We start from the raw sequence: 18,777 nt of genomic DNA, 5'->3' as shown, positions 1-18,777 counted from the left end.
CATGTCCGACCAGCTTGTCCTGCGCCCGATCTCCTCCGAGGACGAGCCGTCGTGGCGGCCCGTCTGGCAGGCCTACCTGCAGTTCTACCGGACGGAACTGCCCGACGAAGTCATTGCATCGACCTTCGCTCGCCTCACCTCCGGCGCGCCGACTGAGCCGCGCGGCATCATGGCCTGGCAGGGTGACGAGGCAGTGGGTCTCGTCCACTACATGTTCCACCGTCACTGCTGGCGCATCGAGAACGTCTGCTACCTTCAGGACCTGTTCACCATGCCAGAGGCACGCGGCCATGGCGTGGCCCGCGGGTTGATCACGGCCGTCTATGCGGCCGCCGATGCCGAGGGCGCGCCGGCCGTCTACTGGCTCACCGCCGAGGACAACGCCCGCGCCCGCGCCCTCTACGACCGGATCGGGCGCAAGTCGCCCTTCATCCGCTACAACAGGGTGCTGTGATGCGGCGGGTGATCCTTGCAGCCGGCCTGCTGCTCTCGGCCTGTGCGGCGGTTCCCGAGGCCGAAGTCACGATGGAGCCGCCGCACTGGCTGGTCATCGATCCGCTCCCGGATATGAAAAGCTTTTCCGACAGGCCGGCAGCGCGCCCTGCCCGGTCCAACTCCGAGATGGCCCGCGACTTCCTCGAGCTGACCTTCCTCATGGAGAGCGGGCGCGCCATCGAGCGCATGTCGCGGTTCGAAGAACCGATCACGGTCTCGATGACCGGCATGGTTCCTCCCACCGCCGTTTCAGACCTCTCCCGTCTGCTCGGGCGGCTGCGTCGCGAGGCCGACATCGACATCCGCGAGACGCGCGGCCCGGCGGCGGTCGCGATCGAATTCGTCGAGCGCCGCCGGATGCAGGCGCTGGTCCCGGCCGCGGCCTGTTTCGTCGTGCCCCGCGTGACCTCCTTCGACGACTACCGCAGGGTCCGCCGCAAGTCTCAGGTCGACTGGGCGACGATCGGCACGCGCGAGCAGGTCGCGATCTTCATCCCGGCGGACACCAGCCCGCAGGAGGTGCGCGACTGTCTGCACGAGGAACTGGCACAGGCCATCGGTCCTCTGAACGACCTCTACCGGCTTTCGGACAGCGTCTTCAACGACGACAATTTCCACACGGTCCTCACCGGCTTCGACATGCTGATCCTGCGCGCGACCTACGCGCCCGAGATGCATTCCGGCATGACGCGGGGGGAGGCGGCGGCCGCCCTTCCCGGGGTGCTGGCGCGGATCAACCCGCGCGGCGGAGACGGGACCCCGGCACCGGACGTCGCCACCTCGCGCGTCTGGATTCACGCGATCGAGGAGGCGCTTGGCCCCACCGGAAGCGACCGCAAGCGCAGGGCCGCGGCCCTGCGAGCCCTGCAAGTCGCCCGCGCCGAGGGGTGGCAGGACGCACGCATGGCCTTCAGCCTTTTCGGGATGGCGCGCCTCGGCATGGCCGACGAGATGGATCTTTCCGTCTCGGCCTTCATCGAGGCGGTGCGGATCTACCACGGCCTTCCGGAAGGCGCGATCCATGCCGCGCACATCGACATGCAGATGGCGGCGCTGGCGCTCTCCTCCGGACAGGCCGATGCGGCCATCCTGCTCTGCAACCGCGCGATCCCGGTGGCCACGCGCGCCGAGAATGCGGCCCTGCTGGCCACGCTCCTCATGATCCGGTCCGAGGCGCTGCGTCTCGAAGGGCGCGCCGCGCAGGCCCGGGCCTCGCGCCTCGAAAGCCTGGCCTGGGCGCGCTATGGCTTCGGCGACGAGGCCGAGGTGCGCACCCGCATGAGCGAGATCGCGGCGCTCACTCCCGGCCGGCTGGCCGAAGCCCCCACCGACAGCGGAGACAGCGGATGATCGTTCTGGCAGGTGCGGTTCTCGGAGCCTTCGTCGGCGCGGCCACGGCGCGGCGGCATGGCGGAAAGCGTCTCGACATGGCCCAGTATGGCGCGGGCTTCGCGATCGCCTTCGCCCTCCTCGGCCTCTTCCTCACCATCCTGATCGAGCGGCTGGCCTGATGGGCTGCGGCGGAGACGGCGGCTGATGTTCCTGCCCTTTTTCGAGACGCTGCGCCGAACCGGCGTGCCCGTGTCGCTTCGCGAATACCTGAGCTTCCTCGAAGGGATGGCCGCGGGCCTCGTCACCTGGGATGTCGAGGGCTTCTACCACCTTGCCCGCACCGCGATGGTCAAGGACGAGCGCCATCTCGACCGCTTCGACCGTGCCTTCGCCGAAAGCTTCCGGGGGCTCGAGGCGATCACCGTGGAGCAGGTGCTCGAGGCGGTGGACCTGCCCCGCGAGTGGCTCGAGAAGCTGGCCGAGAAGCACCTGAGCCCCGAGGAGCGCGCCGAGATCGAGGCGCTCGGCGGCTTCGACAAGCTGATGGAGACGCTGAAGCAGCGTCTGGCCGAGCAGCAGGGCCGCCACCAGGGCGGCAACAAGTGGATCGGCACCGCCGGCACGTCGCCCTTCGGCGCCTACGGCTACAGTCCGGAAGGCGTCCGCATCGGGCAGGACGAGAGCCGCCACCGCCGCGCGGTCAAGGTCTGGGACAGGCGCGAGTTCCGCAACCTCGACGACCAGGTCGAGCTTGGCACCCGCAACATCAAGGTGGCGCTGCGCCGCCTGCGCCGCTGGGCGCGCGAGGGGGCGGCGCAGGAATTCGACCTGGAGGGCACGATCCGTGCCACGGCCGAGCACGGCTACCTCGACGTCAGGACCCGCCCCGAGCGGCACAATGCGGTCAAAGTGCTGCTCTTCCTCGATATCGGCGGTTCGATGGACGACCATGTGAAGGTGGTCGAGGAGCTTTTCTCGGCCGCACGCGCCGAGTTCAAGCATTTCGAGCATTTCTATTTCCACAACTGCCTCTACGAGGGCGTGTGGCGCGACAACCGCCGACGCTGGGACGACCAGACCCCGACCGAACAGGTGATCCGCACCTACGGGCCGGACTACAAGTGCATCTTCGTCGGCGACGCCTCGATGAGCCCCTACGAGATCCTGCATCCGGGCGGCGCGAACGAGCACTGGAACGCCGAGGCCGGCGAGGTCTGGCTGCGCCGCGCCCGCGCCCAGTGGCCCTCGACGCTCTGGATCAATCCGGTGCCCGAAAAGCACTGGGGCTACACCCAGTCGATCCGCCTCATCCGCGAGATCTTCGAGGAGCGCATGGTGCCGATGACGCTCGAGGGGATCTCGGCCGGGGTCAGGGACCTCTCACGATGAGACTTGCTGCAACAGTCTGACTTCGTCAACGACGGCGGCCCGCGCAGCCCGCACACAGCCTGACGTGCCCGCGGCGGCCGGCTCGCGCAGCGCCTGCGAAAGAGGCCGTCGGACGAAACGAATGCAGGGACGCCGGCGCCGGCGCATCCGAGCCTGACTGAACCGACGCGGTTGGCCCGTCCTCGGCCGCTGACGGTTGCTGGCTCGGGTCGGCCGAGCCGGGCTCATCCCGGCTCTTCCTCCGGCGCGAAGAAGGCCCCATATTCAGACGATGCTCAAACTGACACCGCTGCTCCTCGCGATCGCCTATGGCTTCCTGATGTACCAGTTCTCCGTCTGGAGGACGAAGCGGATGCTGGATGCGCAGTCCCGCCCTCTCGACGAGCCCGAGATCCTCGCGCTGGCGCGCAGGATGGCCCAGGCCCTCGACCTGCCCGCGGTCCGCGTCTCGGTCTTCGAGGTCGATCCGGTGAACGGCCTTGCGGCTCCCGACGGGCGGATCTTCCTCACGCGCGGCTTCATCAGGAAATTCCGCGCGGGCGAGGTGACGGCGGAGGAACTGGCCTCGGTCATCGCCCACGAGCTGGGCCATGTCGCCCTCGGCCATTCGCGGCGGCGCATGATCGACTTCACCGGGCAGAACGCGGTGATGATGATGCTCGGGGCAGTGCTCAACCGCTTCGTGCCCGTGCTCGGCATCTGGCTCGTGAACCTGCTGGGCTCGGCGCTTGCCGCGCGGCTTTCGCGTCGGGACGAGCACGAGGCCGACGCCTATGCCTCGGCGCTGCTGGTCAAGGCCGGCATCGGGACCGAGCCGCAGAAATCGCTGTTCCGCAAGCTGCACCGCTGGGCGGGGATGAACGGGGCGCAGGTGCCGGCCTGGCTCATGAGCCACCCGGCGACCGACGAGCGCATCCGCCTGATCGAGGAGCGCGAGGCCCGCTGGATCGAGGCCTGAGGCGCGTGCCATTCGCGAAGCGCGGATGGTTTCAGGCCTGCAGCGCCTTGGCGAGCTTCGGCAGCCGCGCCCGCTTCAGCAGCGCCCGAAGCGCAAGATCCGCACCGGAGATCGCCTCGGCCTTCGCATGCACTTCGGCCACCGCCTCGGCCACCGCCTCGGGATGGAAGGACCAGAGCTCCCACAGGAAGCCGTCGGGGTCGCGCCGCGCCAGCCCCTCGCCCGCCAAGGTCCCGCGCGGGAAGTCGGAGGCGTTGAAGGTGAGGATCGCGTCGGCATGCCCTCCGATCGCCACGGCGAGCACATGGATATCGGCCTCGTCCGGCAGATGCAGCCGCTGTTCGAGCCCCGGCTGGGGCGGAATCATCGCCGCGGGGAACGTGCGTCGAAGCTCGGCCCCCTCGGCGCGCGCCTGCCCCTCGGCGAGCGGGCCGAGGCGCCGGACCGCCCGCGCCCATTCCTCGAGGATCCGCTCGGACCAGAGCGGCACGAAGAGACCCCGCGACGCGCAGCCCACGAGGATCTCGCGCAGCACGGTCGGGAAGAGCACGCAGGCGTCGAGGACGACCCTCACCCGTCGAGCCGGAAGAAGAGCGACTTGAGGTAGCCGGATTCGGCCAGCTGCGGCAGGACCGGATGGTCGGGGCCGGCGAAGCCCGTATGGATCAGCTGCGCGCGCCGTCCGCCGCGGCCGATGCCGCGGGCCGAGGCATTACGGAAGGCCGCCAGATCCGCCGCATGCGAGCAGGAACAGAGCACCAGATACCCCCCCGGCGCCACGAGGGGCGCGGCGAGCCGCGCCAGCCGCTCATAGGCCCGCAGCCCCGCCTCGAGTGCGGGCTTGGCCGGCGCAAAGGCCGGCGGATCGCAGATCACGAGATTGAAGCGCGCGCATTCTGTCCCCAGCGCCTCGAGGCACTGGAAGGCGTCGCCCTGCCGGGTCTCGAACCGCTCGCCGAAGCCCGAGAGCCTGGCCCCCGCCTCGGCGAGCTCCAGGGCCGCGGCCGAGGCATCGACCGCCACGGCACGGTCCGCCCCGCCGGCCAGCGCAGCCAGCGCGAAACCGCCGACATGGGTGAAGACATCGAGGACCGAGCCGCCCCGCCCGAGCCGGGCCGCGAAGGCATGGTTCGGGCGCTGATCGTAGAAGAGCCCGGTCTTCTGCCCGCCGGTCAGGTCGGCCATGTAGGTCGCGCCGTTCATCGGCACCGGCACCGGCGCCGAGAGCCCGCCGCGCAGCATGACCGTCTCCTCGGCCAGCCCCTCGAGGCCCCGCGCCCGCCCCGAGCCGTTCTTCACGACCGTCGATACGCCCGTCACCGCGACCAGCGCCGCCTCAAGCGCCGACAGATGCGCCTCGGCCCAGGCGGCATTGGGCTGGATCACCGCCGCTTCGCCGAAGCGGTCGATGACGACGCCGGGCAACCCGTCGGCCTCGGCGTGGACGAGCCGGTAGAACGGCTGGTCGAAAAGCCGCTCGCGCAGCGCAAGCGCCCGCCGCAGTCGGCCGGTGAACCACGCCTCATCGACCTGCGCCTCGGGATCGCGGTCGAGCATCCGGGCGATGATCTTCGAACCCGCATTGACGGTGACGAGGCCGAGCGGGCGCCGCTCGGTATCCTCCAGAACCGCCAGTGCCCCCGGCGCCAGTGCCTGGGTTCTCCGGTCGGTCACGAGCTCGTCGGCATAAATCCAAGGGAAGCCGTGCCGGATGGCGCGGGCCTCGGCCTTGGGTCGCAGGCGCACGGTGGGTCGGGTCATCAGGGGCGTCCGATCTTCTGTTACGCCCCTGCTCTAGCCGCTTCCTCGGGTCGCGAAAAGTCTCGGTCAGACGAAAGAGGGCTCCGGACAGCGTCCGGAGCCCCTCTGCCCCTCATGCGGGGCCTCGCCTCCGCATGTCCGTCGTAATTTTCCGCGACCGCCACTTGCCCGGGGCCGGGTCGGAAGCCCGCCCCGCTCGGGATTAAGCCGAAGGCGGCCCTGACGAGACGGAGTGCCAAGAACCCTCCACCCCCGCCGCATGGTGTGGACTCAGTGGGCGCGCGCCGTCCGACGGCCGAAGCTGTGGAACCGCCGCCGCAGTTCGTCCCTGATTGCAATCAGACCATCGCGGATCGCCTCGTTGCGCAGCCGGCGCGCCTCGAATTCGACCGCCACATGGTCGATCACGTAGCCTTGTCTGTCTTGTCCGTTCATCCGGGTCATGGATCCACTCCTTTGGTCCAGCCCTCCCCTGAGAGCCTACGTAAACCCTCGTGAGGGACCGCACATCCTGATATTGAGAAGATCCGCCATGCGCGCAGCGCAGATCAGGGAAGTGATGCTGACCTAATTTGTCGCAGGCAAGCCCCTTCCGGCAACAGCCGGCGAAATGGCCTCAATGCCCTTTCCCTTCCTGCCCCTTTGCGCTAGTTAGCGCTAACAAAGCCCCCGGTCCGGCTTCAGGCGGATCGCGGTGGCATAATTGGCCGGTCACCGCTGGGCCGCGCCGCCCTCTCAGCCATCGAGGCCGCCGCATGACCCTGAACGCCACCATCGCCCGCGTCACGGACCGGATCCGGTCCCGCTCCCTGGATACGCGCGGCGCCTATCTCGAGCGGACGGCACGGGCTGGGGCAAGCGGTCCCGTGCGGGCGCATCTCTCCTGCGGGAACCAGGCTCATGCCTATGCCGCGATGTCCGAGGACAAGGAGACGCTCGCCGCGGGCCGGGCTCCGAACATCGGGATCGTGACCGCCTATAACGACATGCTCTCCGCGCACCGGCCCTACGAGGACTACCCGAAGCTCATCCGCGCCGCGGCGCGCCGCGCGGGCGCCACCGCCCAGGTGGCCGGCGGCGTGCCCGCCATGTGCGACGGCGTCACCCAGGGCCAGCCGGGCATGGAACTCTCGCTCTTCTCGCGGGACGTCATCGCACTCGCGGCGGGCGTGTCGCTTTCGCACAACTGCTTCGACGCGGCGCTCTTCCTCGGGATCTGCGACAAGATCGTGCCGGGTCTCGTGATGGCGGCGGCCACCTTCGGCCATGTGCCGGCGGTCTTCGTGCCGGGCGGGCCGATGACCTCGGGCCTGCCCAACGACGAGAAGGCCCGTGTGCGCAACCGGTTCGCGACCGGCGAGGTCGGGCGCGAGGAACTGATGGCGGCCGAGATGGCCTCCTATCACGGGCCGGGCACCTGCACCTTCTACGGTACGGCGAACACGAACCAGATGCTGATGGAGTTCATGGGGTTGCACCTGCCGGGCGCGAGCTTCGTGAACCCCGAGACGCCACTCCGCGAGGCGCTGACCGTGGCCGCGGTGGAGCGTGCGGCGGGCATCACCGCCCTCGGTAACGACTACCGCCCGGTCGCCTCGATCCTCGACGAGCGGGCCTTCGTCAACGGTCTCGTGGGCCTGATGGCGACGGGGGGATCGACGAACCTCGTGCTGCACCTGCCCGCCATGGCACGGGCGGCGGGGGTGATCCTCGACCTCGAGGACTTCGCCGACGTCTCCGAGGTCGTGCCGCTGATGGCCAAGGTCTATCCGAACGGCATGGCCGACGTGAACCACTTCCATGCCGCGGGCGGACTGCCCTACATGATCGGCCAGCTTCTCGATGCGGGCCTCCTGCACGAGGACGTGCAGACGGTGGTGGGCGAGGGTCTCGGCCTCTACCGGCAGGAGCCGGTGCTGACCGAGGAGGGCCTTGTCTGGCGGGACGGTCCGGCCGCCTCGCAGAACGACCGGATCCTGCGCCCCGTCACTGAACCGTTCCAGCCCACGGGCGGGCTGCGCCAGCTCGAGGGCAGCCTCGGCCGGGGGGTGATGAAGGTCTCGTCCGTAGCGCCTGACCGGCATGTGATCGAGGCGCCTGCGCGGGTCTTCCACGATCAGGACTCGGTGAAGGCCGCCTTCAAGGCCGGCGAATTCACATCGGACACGGTCGTCGTGGTTCGCTTTCAGGGGCCACGGGCGAACGGCATGCCCGAGCTTCATTCGCTGACCCCGGTGCTCTCGGTGCTGCAGGATCGCGGCCTGCGCGTGGCGCTCGTGACCGACGGACGCATGTCGGGCGCCTCGGGCAAGGTGCCGGCCGCCATTCACGTGGCGCCCGAAGCGGCGATGGGCGGTCCCCTCGCCCGGCTCCGCGACGGAGACCTCGTCCGCGTCGATGCGGCCGCAGGCCGGCTCGAGGTGCTGGCAGAAGGGTTCGAGGACCGCGCGCCCGTGGCAGCCGATCTCTCTGCTTCGGCCCACGGCATCGGGCGCGAACTCTTCGCCGCCTTCCGTTCGACCGTGGGCTCCTCGATCGAAGGGGCGGCCGTGGTCGTCTGACCGCAGCGCCCCGATCCCCGGTCGGAGCCTCCGGCGGGGATATTTTAACGAGAATGAAAGGAAGCCGCGGCATTCTGCCAGAGCGGTACAGGCGGGGACGCCGATGACCGCCGAGAGTGAAAGCGCCCCGCCTCCCCGGCCCTGCCGCCCGAGACGGGGCGCCGCTCTCCCTCCACTCCTTGCCGTTTCATTCTCGCTCAAATATCCCCGCCGGAGGCTCCCCCGCCTGCTCTCAGAGCCTCCGCCGAAAGGAAGTGACATGACCCCCGCCGAACAAAGCCGCCAAGCCCTCGAGATCTGCCGCCGCGCCGCCGTGGTTCCCGTGCTGGTGATCGAGGATCTGGCCCATGCCCGGCCTCTGGCCGAGGCGCTGGTGGCGGGCGGACTGCCCGCGCTCGAAGTGACGCTGCGCACGCCCGTGGCGCTCGAGGCGATCCGTTCCATGGCCGAGGTCGAGGGCGGGATCGTGGGCGCGGGCACGCTGCTTGCACCCGAGGACGTGGCGGCGGCCCGCGCCGCCGGCGCGCGCTTCGGCGTCTCGCCCGGCTCGTCGAATCGGCTGCTCGACGCCTGCGAGGCCGAGGGGCTTCCGCTTCTTCCCGGTGCGGCCACCGCGACCGAGGTGATGGCGCTTCTCGAGCGGGGCTACACGATGCAGAAGTTCTTCCCGGCCGAGACCTCGGGCGGTGCGCCGGCGGTAAAGGCGCTCGGTGGGCCTCTGCCGCAGGTGAGCTTCTGCCCCACCGGCGGCGTCAGCCTCGGCAATGCGCGAGACTACCTCTCGCTGTCCAACGTGGTCTGCGTGGGCGGCAGCTGGGTGGCCCCCAAGGCCATGATGGCCGCGGGCGACTGGACCGGGATCACCCGCCTCGCCCGCGAGGCGGCGGGTCTGCGCTGAGCGGCGCACCGATCCGTCGTTCGCGCCCGCCGGCACGGTCATCGTCCGGCGGGCAGCAGCTGCCCCTCAGCCCTCAGCCCTCGGCCATCCGTGCCGCCCGGCCGCCCCGGCGACGTGGCGTCGGCGCTGCAGAGGACAGCCCGCCCGCGAGGACCGCGCTCATCGGATGATCCGGCCGCCCTTCGGCATAGGTTTCCACCAGCAGCCGCAAGGCCTCGTCCACACGCTCGGACGGCAGGCTCAGAGCCCAGTCCACGAAGATCGAGCGGCATTCGCCGGCGCTGATCCCGTAGATCGCATAGCTCTCCCGAACGAGCCCCTTCGGATCCGCTTCATCCAGTTGCACGGTCGCCCCCTTCTTCCCTGTCGTTTTGATTTGAGCCGAGGCGGACCTCGATCAGCGCCCCGGCTTCGGCCACGCGATCCTGCAGCCGCGCCAGCAGCGCCTCGGCTGACGGCGCCTCGACCTCCCGCAACAGGAAGGCCCGCCCGCCCTCTCCCAGCGTCCCGAAGTCCACGGCCCCCTCGGAGAGAAGGCGCGAACCAGCCTGAAGCCGCCAGCAGAGACGATAGGCCGAGAGAAGCGCCGTCTCGTCCGCACCATCAAGAAATCCCGTGCGCACGCCTGCGCGCAGCTGCTGCTCGACGCGCCGCGCGGGATCGCCTGCCAGAAGCGCCGCGGTCTGGGCCAGAAGCTCGATGTCCATGAGCCGGCCCGCACCGTTCTTCGCCTCCCACGGACCCGTTGCGGGCTTGGCCTCGGCCAGCCGCCGCCGCATGTCCGACACATCGGGCAGCACACGCGCGGGCACCGCCTTCTCGGCCAGGATCTCGCGCCGGAGAGCCTCGATCTCGCCCGCCAGCGCGGGATCGCCGGCAATCGGCCGCGCCCGGGTCAGGGCCAGGTGCTCCCAGGTCCATGCCTCCTCGCGCTGGTAGCTGCGGAAGGATTCGAGGGCCGTCGCCACCGGTCCCTGCCGGCCGGACGGGCGGAGACGCATGTCGACCTCGTAGAGCCGCCCCTCGGCCATGGGCGCCGTCAGCGCCGTCACCAGCGCCTGCGTGAGGCGGGCGAAATAGGGACGGGAGGCCAGCGGCCGGGGTCCGGTGCTCTCTTCCTGCCCCTGTGCATCGTGGATCACGATCAGGTCGAGGTCCGAGCCTGCGTTGAGCCGCCCGGCTCCGAGGCTTCCCATTCCCAGCACCACCGCGCCGCGCCCCGGCTGGGGCCCGTGCTTGCGCGCGAACTCCTCGCAGACCACGGGCCAGAGCGCGGCAACCACCGCTTCGGCCAGATCGGCATATTCCTTGGCGGCCTCGAAGGCGTCGACCAGCCCGCGCAGGTGATGGACGCCCACACGGAAATGCCATTCCTTCATCCAGCGCCGCGCCGCGTCGAGCCGCCGCTCGTAGTCGGGGATCCCCTCAAGCCGCCCGGCCAGTTCCCTCGCAAGGGTGGGCGTGCCCGGCCAGTGGGTGAAGAACCCGCCGCCGATGACCCCATCGAGCACGGCCGAGTTGCGCGAAAGATAGCGCGCGAGCTTCGGCGAGGTGGCGCAGATGTCGGCGATCAGGTCCACGAGCGGCGGGTTCGCATCGAAGAGCGCGAAGATCTGCACGCCGGCCGGGAGGCCGCCGAGGAAGCCGTCGAAGGCCGCCAGCGCCTCGTCGGGATTGGCCGCACGGCCGAGGCTCTTCAGGATCTGCGGACGAAGCCGGTTGAATATGGCGACCGCCCTCTGCGACCTCAGGGCCGGATAGTTGGCCCAGCCCTCGACGGTCTCGCGGGCGCGGGCAGAGAGTTCCGGACCCTCCTCGGCCTCTCCGGGCGCAAAGAAGCCTTCGGTCAGCCGATCCACCCGGCCGAGCCGGTCGTGCAGTCCGGCGCGGAAGGCTTCGGGCGAAAGACCGCAGAAAGCCGCGATGCGGTCCACACCCTCGGGCGTGGCGGGCATCCGGTGGGTCTGGGCGTCCTGCACCATCTGGAGACGATGCTCGACCTCGCGGTGCGCGCGATAGTGGTCGATCAGCTCTTCCGTCACCTCCGGCGGGACCCACCCGGCCGCCGAGAGCGCGCGCAGCCCGCCCACGGTCGTGCGGTCGCGCAGGCCCGGGTCGCGGCCTCCCGCGATCAGCTGGCGGGTCTGGGTGAAGAACTCGATCTCGCGGATGCCGCCGACGCCCAGCTTCATGTCGTGGCCCTCGATCACCACGGGGCCGTGCAGGCCGCGGTGGTCGCGGATGCGCAGGCGCATGTCATGGGCGTCCTGGATCGCCACGAAGTCGAGATGCTTGCGCCAGACGAAGGGCACCAGCACCTTCAGGAAGCGCTCGCCCGCGGCGAGGTCGCCGCCGCAGGGCCGCGCCTTGATGTAGGCCGCGCGCTCCCAGGTGCGGCCCACGCTCTCGTAGTAGCTCTCGGCTGCGGCCATCGACAGGCAGACCGGTGTTACCGCCGCGTCCGGGCGCAGGCGAAGGTCGGTCCGGAAGACATAGCCCTCGCCCGTGAGGTCCGACAGCAGCGCCGTCATCTTGCGCGTGACGCGGATGAACGAGGCGCGCGCTTCCTGCTCCGCGCCGGGGTAGCGGCTCTCGTCGAAGAGGCAGACGAGGTCGATGTCCGAGGAATAGTTGAGCTCTCCGGCGCCCATCTTGCCCATGGCCAGCGCGACCATGCCGCCGGCCGTATCGGCATCCTCGGGTGCGGCACCGGGCAGCTTGCCGCGCCGGATCTCGTCAGCCACGAGGCGCTTCATCGCGAGGTCCGTCGCGCGATCGGCCAGCCGCGTGAGCGCGCCCGTCACCGTCTCGAGCGGCCAGACCCCGCCAAGATCGGCCAGGGCGGTCAGCAGGGCCGTGCGCCGCTTGGCGATGCGCAGCCCGTCGCCCAGTGCGGCCAGCGGCAGCTCGTCCAGCGGCGAAAGGATCGCCTCGAGTGCGGCCTCGGGCGAGACCGCGAGCGCCGGACGCAACCAGTCTGCCTCGCGCAGCATCAGCCCCCTGAGGTAGGGGCTGCAGCCGGCGGCCCCCGAGAGCAGCCCGGCGAGGGGCTGCCCGAGGTCGGCGAAGCTGCGGGCGATCTCGGCCGCGGGTTCGGGCTCGTAGGGCAAGGGCTGTCGGGTGAGGCGCGAGACGAAGGCTGTCATGGCGGCGACAATGGCCGGGCGTCAGCGCGGGGTCAACGCCCGCGCGGACTTGAAAGGTCGCAGCGTCGGGCCGATAACATCCGCCGGCAGAGCGACGCGGAAGCGGCAGCCTCGCACGGGTGGCCGGCGGGCGCCCGCCACGCGACCGCCCGGACGGGGCGGCTGACGAGGGGTCCGGCAGGGTGACGCCCGAGCATGGATAGGCGAGGTGCCCGGCGCACGCCGCGGGCGAACAGGAAGGACGGGACGCATGAGCAGGAGCCTTGCACGGGTAAAAGCGGCACTGGAAGCCGCGGGTGTCGAGACCAACATCCTCGAGATGCCGGCCGAAACCCGGACCGCCGAGCAGGCCGCCGCCGCCGCGGGCTGCACGCTCGACCAGATCGTGAAGTCCATCCTGTTCCAGGGCCGCGAGAGTGGCCGCCTTCACCTGTTCCTGACGGCGGGCGGCAACCGGGTCTGTTCCGAGAAGGCCGGTCGGCTCGCGGGCGAGCCGCTGGGTCGTGCGGACGCGGCCGCGGTGAGGGCGCAGTCCGGCTTCGCCATCGGCGGCGTGGCTCCGGTGGGCCACCTGTCACCGGTTCCGGTCTGCCTCGATCCGAGGCTGCTTGAATTCCCGCTTGTCTGGGCAGCCGGCGGAACGCCCCGCCATATCTTCGCCGTACCTCCGGACGTGCTGCATCGGCTGACCGGCGCGCGGGTTGAGCCCTTCACGGAGTGACCGGCGCTTCGGGTCGCGGAGGAGGCTCGCGCTTCGGCTAGGCAAGAGACGCCGGCAGATCCACCGGGCCTGAAAGCACCGGCCAATGTCCTCCGGCGGTCCCGTTCGGCACCGCGAGTGCGCGTGATGGTGCGCGGCAGCGCCCGCCGACCGCGGAGCCACGCCGATCCTGCACCAGACGCACCGCTCGGCTTCCGGGCGAATATGTGAATTCCTTTAACATTGCCCCTTGCACTTCGCGTCGCACTTCCCATCTGGAGAAATGTGAAAAGCATTCACATTCACCCAAGTGCAACCGGAGACCGCCCATGATACCTGCCACCGCCCGCGCCGGCCTCGCCTCCTGGCCCGCCCGCGCCGAAGCCTGGCTCGACGACCGGGGCCGCCCGGCCTGGATCGCTGCCATGGTCGTAGGCTTCATCGTCTTCTGGCCCGCAGGCCTCGCCATTCTCGCCTACATGATCTGGAGCAAACGCATGTTCAACCGGTCCTGCCGCTCTCGTCGGTCCATGTCCCGTAACGTCGCCTGGAACAGCAGCGGCAACGTCGCGTTCGATGCCTACAAGGCGGACACGCTGCGCCGGCTCGAGGAAGAGCAGATCGCTTTCGAGTCCTTCCTCCAGCGCCTTCGCGAGGCCAAGGACAAGAAGGAATTCGACGCCTTCATGGACGAGCGCGCCCGCACCTCCGACAAGCCCGCGGCCGACGCGGACGCCTGAGGACGATCGTGTCGCGAGACGGGAGCGGCGCCTGCCGGGGCCGCTCCAGCCACCAGAGGAGCCCTTCATGAGACATGTTCCGTCCGGTCTTGTGGCCGATCCCCTGCCCGACCCCGAGCGGCATGCCGAGTTCTATGCCGACGTTCCGATGAAGCGGGGACTCGCCTGGATCGTCGACATGATCCTGATCGCGCTGATCACGGCGCTGATCGTTCCCTTCACGGCCTTCACCGCGCTCTTCTACCTGCCGCTGCTGTTCCTCTGCGTGGGCTTCGCCTATCGCACGGTGACACTTGCGCGCAGCTCCGCGACGCCGGGAATGCGGCTGATGTCCCTGCGGATGCGCACGCATCGCGGCGAGCCCTTCGGCCCGGCGGAGGCCTTCCTTCACACGCTCGGCTACACGGTCTCGATCAGCATGGTCCTGCCGCAGATCGTCTCGGTGGTGCTGATGCTGACCTCCGCCCGGGCGCAGGGCCTGACCGATCACGTTCTGGGCACCGTGGCCCTCAACCGCGCGGCGGGAGAGTGACCTGCATGCCGTCGCGCAAATGACCGCTTCCGGCGACAACACGGATCTTGGCTCCGCCCGGACGCCTTGCTAACGTATCCGGCAGTCCAGCCAAGAGCCGCCCATGCGTCATACGCTTCCCATCGCGCCGCAGTTCTATGTGACGGCTCCGCAATCCTGCCCCTATCTCGAGGGGCGGCTCGAGCGGAAGCTGTTCACGGCCCTGCAGGGTGAGCATGCACAGAAGCTGAACGACACCCTGTCGAAGCAGGGCTTCCGCCGGTCGCAGAACGTGCTCTACCGGCCGTCCTGCGCGGAATGCTCGGCCTGCCTCTCTGCCCGGATCCGGGTGGCGGACTTCGAGCCGACGCGCACGCAGCGCCGGATCCTGAAGCGGAACGCGGACCTGCGCCGCAACGCAACGAGCCCCTGGGCCACCGAGGACCAGTATGCGCTCTTCCGCCGCTATCTCGACGACCGGCACGCCGATGGCGGAATGGCCGACATGGACATCTTCGAATTCGCCGCAATGATCGAGGAGACGCCGATCCGTTCGCGCGTCATCGAATACTCCCGCCCCGGCGAGGAAGGCCGCGCGCGGCCTCTGTCGGCGGTCTGCCTCACCGACATCTTCGATGATGGCCTCAGCATGGTCTATTCCTTCTACGACCCGGACATGGCGGGCCGGTCGCTGGGAACCTACGTCATCCTCGACCACATCGAGATCGCGCGCGAGGCGGGGCTTCCCTACGTGTATCTCGGCTACTGGGTGCCCGGCAGCCGCAAGATGGGATACAAGGCCAACTTCGCGGCGCTCGAGATCTACAAGGGCGGCCGCTGGCAGGAGATCGGGCAGCCGGCCGACCACAGGGCCGAGCTCCACCCGCTGAGCGTCGATCCCATCGCCGAACAGGTCGCGCGGATCAGCCTGCCCGAGGCCCGCTCGGGCGATCGCAACCGCGATTGACGCAGCCGGCAGGCTTGGGTGAGCGCTGGTCCGGGCCCGGCGCCACCTGCACCTTGCGCGCACCTCGCACTCGGGCGCTTCGGTAGCCGGCGGCTGAAACACGCACTCCCGAAGCAGCGGTGGCTCAGGCACGAGCATTCGACGGCATGCGCCCCGGACGCGGGCCTCGCTCCTTTTCATGCAATGATCCGCCCGGCCCCCGCCGCTTCGAGCAGCACCGCCCGCCAGCTGCGGCAGCCTCTCGCCGGCACGCAGCGTCGGCCAACATTCCTCGCGAAATCCCCTTGCATTATCCGGTGCCAAGCCCAATTCGGGCCGGAGCATAGGAGCACATCTTGGTCTACATCCTGTTCGTCATCGGTCTTCTCGGCCTCTTCTTCGGAGGCGAGTATCTCGTCCGCGGCGCGGTCAACGTGGCACGCGCCTACAGGATCAGCCCGATGGTGATCGGCCTGACCATCGTGGGTTTCGGAACCTCGACCCCGGAGCTTCTCGTGTCGCTGAACGCGGCGCTCGACGGCGCCTCCTCGATCGCCGTCGGCAACGTCCTCGGGTCGAACATCGCGAATGTCATGCTGATCCTCGGCGTCACGGCGCTGGTCTATCCGGTCGCCATCAACATCCGGCAGGTCTGGAAGGATCTCGCCATCATGATCGCAGCGACCGCGCTTCTCTGGATCATGCTGCCGGGCGACGGCCTGTCGCGTGTCGAAGCGGGTGTGCTCATCGCGGCGCTTGTGGCCTTCCTGCTGTCGTCCTTCCTCTCGGGGCGCAGCGACGAACAGGAGACCGACCCCGAAGCCGTGATGCCGGTCTGGAAGGCCGTGCTGACCACGCTCGGCGGCCTGATCGTGCTGATGGTGGGTGCAAGGCTCCTCGTCGACAGCTCGACGCAGATCGCGCGGTCCTTCGGCATCTCCGAGGCGGTGATCGGCCTGACCGTCGTGGCGGTCGGCACGTCGCTGCCGGAGCTCGCGACCTCGGTCATCGCCGCCTGGCGCAAGCATTCTGAAATCGCCGTCGGCAACGTCATCGGCTCGAACATCTTCAACCTTCTGGGGATCCTGGGAATCACCGGCCTCGTGCTTCCGATCACCGGGCTCGACCCGCGTTTCCTGCGCGAGGACATGCCCTGGGTCATGGCGACCTCGCTTCTCCTCGTCGTGATGGCCGCGGTTCTGAAGGGCGTGCCGCGATGGGCGGGCGGCCTTCTTCTCGCAGCCTATGCCGCCTATGTGGCCTTGATGCTGTAGGATCCTTCGTCCGATTTCCGGTTGTTACGGACCGCCCGCCATAAGCGAAACAAATGTGCGGCATCGGGTCTCGCTGCGACACTTTCTTCGCGGATTTGCCATTGACGGTGCGTCGGGCACCGCCTAGTGTCCGGCGCGACCGCAACGGAGAGCCTGGTATGTCTGGTGTCGTACTTCTTGTAGGAAAGCTGCGCATGGGCCGGTGACGGTTGACCCTCATGGTTCCCATGCGCCCCCGAGTGAAAGCCGGGGGCTTTTTGTTGCGCGGATCGGGCCGCCGCCGGGGGCGGCAAGGATGGAGAGAGAGATGACCGAGGTGATGAGCGGCGCGCGGATGGTGGTCCAGGCCCTGAAGGATCAGGGCGTGGACACCGTGTTCGGCTATCCGGGCGGCGCGGTGCTGCCGATCTACGACGAGATCTTCCAGCAGAACGACATCCGGCACATCCTCGTGCGGCACGAGCAGGGCGCCGTGCACATGGCCGAGGGCTATGCACGTTCGACCGGCAAGCCGGGCGTCGTCCTCGTCACCTCCGGGCCGGGGGCGACGAATGCCGTCACCGGGCTGGTCGATGCGCTGATGGACTCGATCCCGCTCGTCGTCCTCTCGGGTCAGGTCCCCACCTTCATGATCGGCACCGACGGCTTCCAGGAGGCCGACACCGTCGGCATCACCCGCCCCTGCACCAAGCACAACTGGCTTGTGAAGGACACGGCGAAGCTGGCCGAGACGATCCATCAGGCCTTCCACGTGGCCACCCACGGCCGTCCGGGTCCGGTCCTCGTCGACATTCCCAAGGACGTCCAGTTCGCCACGGCCGAATACCAGCCGCCGCAGAAGGCGCGGGTCGAGCATTACCAGCCGAAGGTCAAGGGCGACATCGAGGCGATCACCCGCATGGTCGAGATGATCGAGACCGCGGAACGCCCCATCTTCTACACCGGCGGCGGCGTGATCAACTCGGGCACGGCGGCAAGCCAGCTGCTGCGCGAACTGATCGATGCGACGGGCTTTCCCGTCACCTCCACGCTGATGGGCCTCGGCGCCTATCCGGCGAGCGGCAAGGGCTGGCTCGGCATGCTGGGCATGCACGGGCTCTACGAGGCCAACCTCGCCATGCACGGCTGCGACCTGATGATCAACGTGGGCGCCCGCTTTGACGACCGGATCACGGGTCGCGTCAAGGACTTCAGCCCCGGGTCGAAGAAGGTCCACATCGACATCGACCCCTCCTCGATCAACAAGGTGATCCGCGTGGACGTGCCGATCATCGGCGACGTCGGCCATGTGCTCGAGGATGCCCTCCGGCTCTGGAAGTCGCGCGGGCGCAAGGTCAACCGCGAGGCCCTCTCGCGCTGGTGGAAGCAGATCGAGGAGTGGAAGGCCGTCAACTGCCTCGACTACCGTGGCTCGGAGAAGCTGATCAAGCCGCAGTACGCGCTGCAGCGGCTGGAAGCCCTGACCAAGGGGATGGACCGCTACATCACGACCGAGGTGGGCCAGCACCAGATGTGGGCCGCGCAGTTCCTGGGCTTCGAGGGCCCGAATCGCTGGATGACCTCGGGCGGGCTCGGCACGATGGGCTATGGCCTGCCGGCCTCGATCGGGGTGCAGGTGGCGCATCCCGAGGCGCTGGTGATCAACATTGCGGGCGACGCCTCGTTCCTGATGAACATGCAGGAGCTCGGAACCGCGATGCAGTTCCGCGCGCCCGTGAAGCAGTTCATCCTGAACAACGAGCGCCTCGGCATGGTGCGGCAATGGCAGCAGCTCCTGCATGGCGAGCGCTACTCGCAGTCCTGGTCGGAAAGCCTGCCCGATTTCGTGAAACTGGCCGAAGCCTTCGGGGCCAAGGGCATCCAGTGTGCGGATCCGGCCGATCTCGACGATGCGATCCGCGAGATGATCGCCCATGACGGGCCGGTGGTCTTCGACTGCCTGGTCGAGAAGCACGAGAACTGCTTCCCGATGATCCCATCGGGGCGGCCGCACAACGAGATGCTGCTGGGCGATGCCGAGACCGAGGGCGCCATCGGCGCCAAGGGTGCGGTGCTCGTCTGAACCC

Annotated in this window: 18 protein-coding genes; 13 read left to right on the top strand and 5 right to left on the bottom strand. The window is 69.1% G+C overall.

The window, feature by feature from the left end:
• Nucleotide 1 precedes the first annotated feature (1 nt).
• The 5 genes from ACTVZP_RS03395 (at nucleotide 2) to ACTVZP_RS03375 (ending at nucleotide 4,174) form a co-directional block, all read left to right on the top strand.
• Complete coding sequence (locus ACTVZP_RS03395) at nucleotides 2-454, top strand: GNAT family N-acetyltransferase (protein ID WP_443210677.1); 453 nt, start codon at nucleotides 2-4, stop codon at nucleotides 452-454.
• The gene (locus ACTVZP_RS03390) at nucleotides 454-1,845 is read left to right on the top strand and encodes a DUF2927 domain-containing protein (protein ID WP_443210676.1); all 1,392 of its coding nucleotides are present in this window, start codon (nucleotides 454-456) and stop codon (nucleotides 1,843-1,845) included. The genes ACTVZP_RS03395 and ACTVZP_RS03390 overlap by 1 nt, the downstream gene beginning before the upstream one ends.
• Nucleotides 1,842-2,006, top strand: coding sequence for a hypothetical protein (locus tag ACTVZP_RS03385; RefSeq protein ID WP_443210675.1), 165 nt, complete (start codon nucleotides 1,842-1,844; stop codon nucleotides 2,004-2,006). The genes ACTVZP_RS03390 and ACTVZP_RS03385 overlap by 4 nt, the downstream gene beginning before the upstream one ends.
• Nucleotides 2,007-2,031: 25 nt before the next feature.
• On the top strand, nucleotides 2,032-3,216 hold the full coding sequence (locus ACTVZP_RS03380) for a vWA domain-containing protein (RefSeq protein WP_443210674.1): 1,185 nt from the start codon (nucleotides 2,032-2,034) through the stop codon (nucleotides 3,214-3,216).
• A 271-nt stretch (nucleotides 3,217-3,487) separates the two neighbouring features.
• Nucleotides 3,488-4,174, top strand: a complete 687-nt coding sequence (locus ACTVZP_RS03375) for a M48 family metallopeptidase (RefSeq protein ID WP_443210673.1) — start codon at nucleotides 3,488-3,490, stop codon at nucleotides 4,172-4,174.
• A gap of 31 nt (nucleotides 4,175-4,205) precedes the next feature.
• Here the strand turns inward: ACTVZP_RS03375 and ACTVZP_RS03370 are convergent, their stop codons facing one another.
• The 3 genes from ACTVZP_RS03370 to ACTVZP_RS03360 form a co-directional block, all read right to left on the bottom strand.
• Nucleotides 4,206-4,748 (bottom strand): RSP_2648 family PIN domain-containing protein, encoded by a 543-nt coding sequence (locus ACTVZP_RS03370; protein WP_443210672.1) that lies wholly within the window; start codon nucleotides 4,746-4,748, stop codon nucleotides 4,206-4,208.
• Nucleotides 4,745-5,935, bottom strand: a complete 1,191-nt coding sequence (locus tag ACTVZP_RS03365) for an RSP_2647 family RNA methyltransferase (RefSeq protein WP_443210671.1) — start codon at nucleotides 5,933-5,935, stop codon at nucleotides 4,745-4,747. Before ACTVZP_RS03365 ends, ACTVZP_RS03370 begins: the two co-directional genes overlap by 4 nt.
• Before the next feature lie 270 nt (nucleotides 5,936-6,205).
• On the bottom strand, nucleotides 6,206-6,379 hold the full coding sequence (locus ACTVZP_RS03360) for an RSP_7527 family protein (RefSeq protein WP_443210670.1): 174 nt from the start codon (nucleotides 6,377-6,379) through the stop codon (nucleotides 6,206-6,208).
• Nucleotides 6,380-6,690: 311 nt separating this feature from the next.
• Between ACTVZP_RS03360 and edd the strand changes: the two genes are divergently transcribed.
• Together edd and eda are read left to right on the top strand one after the other, a co-directional pair.
• Nucleotides 6,691-8,496, top strand: a complete 1,806-nt coding sequence (gene edd / locus ACTVZP_RS03355; protein ID WP_443210669.1) for a phosphogluconate dehydratase — start codon at nucleotides 6,691-6,693, stop codon at nucleotides 8,494-8,496.
• 259 nt (nucleotides 8,497-8,755) lie between these two features.
• Nucleotides 8,756-9,394: a bifunctional 4-hydroxy-2-oxoglutarate aldolase/2-dehydro-3-deoxy-phosphogluconate aldolase gene (eda, locus tag ACTVZP_RS03350; RefSeq protein ID WP_443210668.1), complete on the top strand. Its 639-nt coding sequence runs from the start codon at nucleotides 8,756-8,758 to the stop codon at nucleotides 9,392-9,394.
• 73 nt (nucleotides 9,395-9,467) lie between these two features.
• Here eda and ACTVZP_RS03345 read toward each other — a convergent pair whose 3' ends face one another.
• Nucleotides 9,468-9,740: a hypothetical protein gene (locus ACTVZP_RS03345; protein WP_443210667.1), complete on the bottom strand. Its 273-nt coding sequence runs from the start codon at nucleotides 9,738-9,740 to the stop codon at nucleotides 9,468-9,470.
• The gene (locus tag ACTVZP_RS03340; protein WP_443210666.1) at nucleotides 9,727-12,540 is read right to left on the bottom strand and encodes a [protein-PII] uridylyltransferase family protein; all 2,814 of its coding nucleotides are present in this window, start codon (nucleotides 12,538-12,540) and stop codon (nucleotides 9,727-9,729) included. Before ACTVZP_RS03340 ends, ACTVZP_RS03345 begins: the two co-directional genes overlap by 14 nt.
• Nucleotides 12,541-12,790: 250 nt before the next feature.
• On the opposite strand from ACTVZP_RS03340, the gene ACTVZP_RS03335 reads away from it, so the two are divergent.
• From ACTVZP_RS03335 to ACTVZP_RS03310, 6 genes are all read left to right on the top strand, one after another.
• On the top strand, nucleotides 12,791-13,261 hold the full coding sequence (locus ACTVZP_RS03335; protein ID WP_443210665.1) for a YbaK/EbsC family protein: 471 nt from the start codon (nucleotides 12,791-12,793) through the stop codon (nucleotides 13,259-13,261).
• A 308-nt stretch (nucleotides 13,262-13,569) separates the two neighbouring features.
• Nucleotides 13,570-13,980, top strand: coding sequence for a DUF2852 domain-containing protein (locus tag ACTVZP_RS03330; RefSeq protein ID WP_443210664.1), 411 nt, complete (start codon nucleotides 13,570-13,572; stop codon nucleotides 13,978-13,980).
• A gap of 67 nt (nucleotides 13,981-14,047) precedes the next feature.
• Complete coding sequence (locus ACTVZP_RS03325) at nucleotides 14,048-14,512, top strand: RDD family protein (protein ID WP_443210663.1); 465 nt, start codon at nucleotides 14,048-14,050, stop codon at nucleotides 14,510-14,512.
• Between the two features lie 103 nt (nucleotides 14,513-14,615).
• Nucleotides 14,616-15,458: an arginyltransferase gene (locus ACTVZP_RS03320; RefSeq protein WP_443210662.1), complete on the top strand. Its 843-nt coding sequence runs from the start codon at nucleotides 14,616-14,618 to the stop codon at nucleotides 15,456-15,458.
• A 335-nt stretch (nucleotides 15,459-15,793) separates the two neighbouring features.
• Nucleotides 15,794-16,711, top strand: a complete 918-nt coding sequence (locus ACTVZP_RS03315) for a calcium/sodium antiporter (RefSeq protein WP_443210661.1) — start codon at nucleotides 15,794-15,796, stop codon at nucleotides 16,709-16,711.
• Nucleotides 16,712-17,018: 307 nt separating this feature from the next.
• Nucleotides 17,019-18,773 carry an acetolactate synthase 3 large subunit gene (locus ACTVZP_RS03310; protein ID WP_443210660.1) on the top strand — a complete coding sequence of 585 codons (1,755 nt, stop codon included), beginning with the start codon at nucleotides 17,019-17,021 and terminating at the stop codon, nucleotides 18,771-18,773.
• Nucleotides 18,774-18,777 lie beyond the last annotated feature (4 nt).

This window comes from Rhodobacter sp. NSM, assembly GCF_052244495.1.
In the GTDB taxonomy this organism is placed as follows: Bacteria; Pseudomonadota; Alphaproteobacteria; order Rhodobacterales; family Rhodobacteraceae; genus Cereibacter_A.
This window is presented reverse-complemented; position numbering and strand designations above follow the sequence as displayed.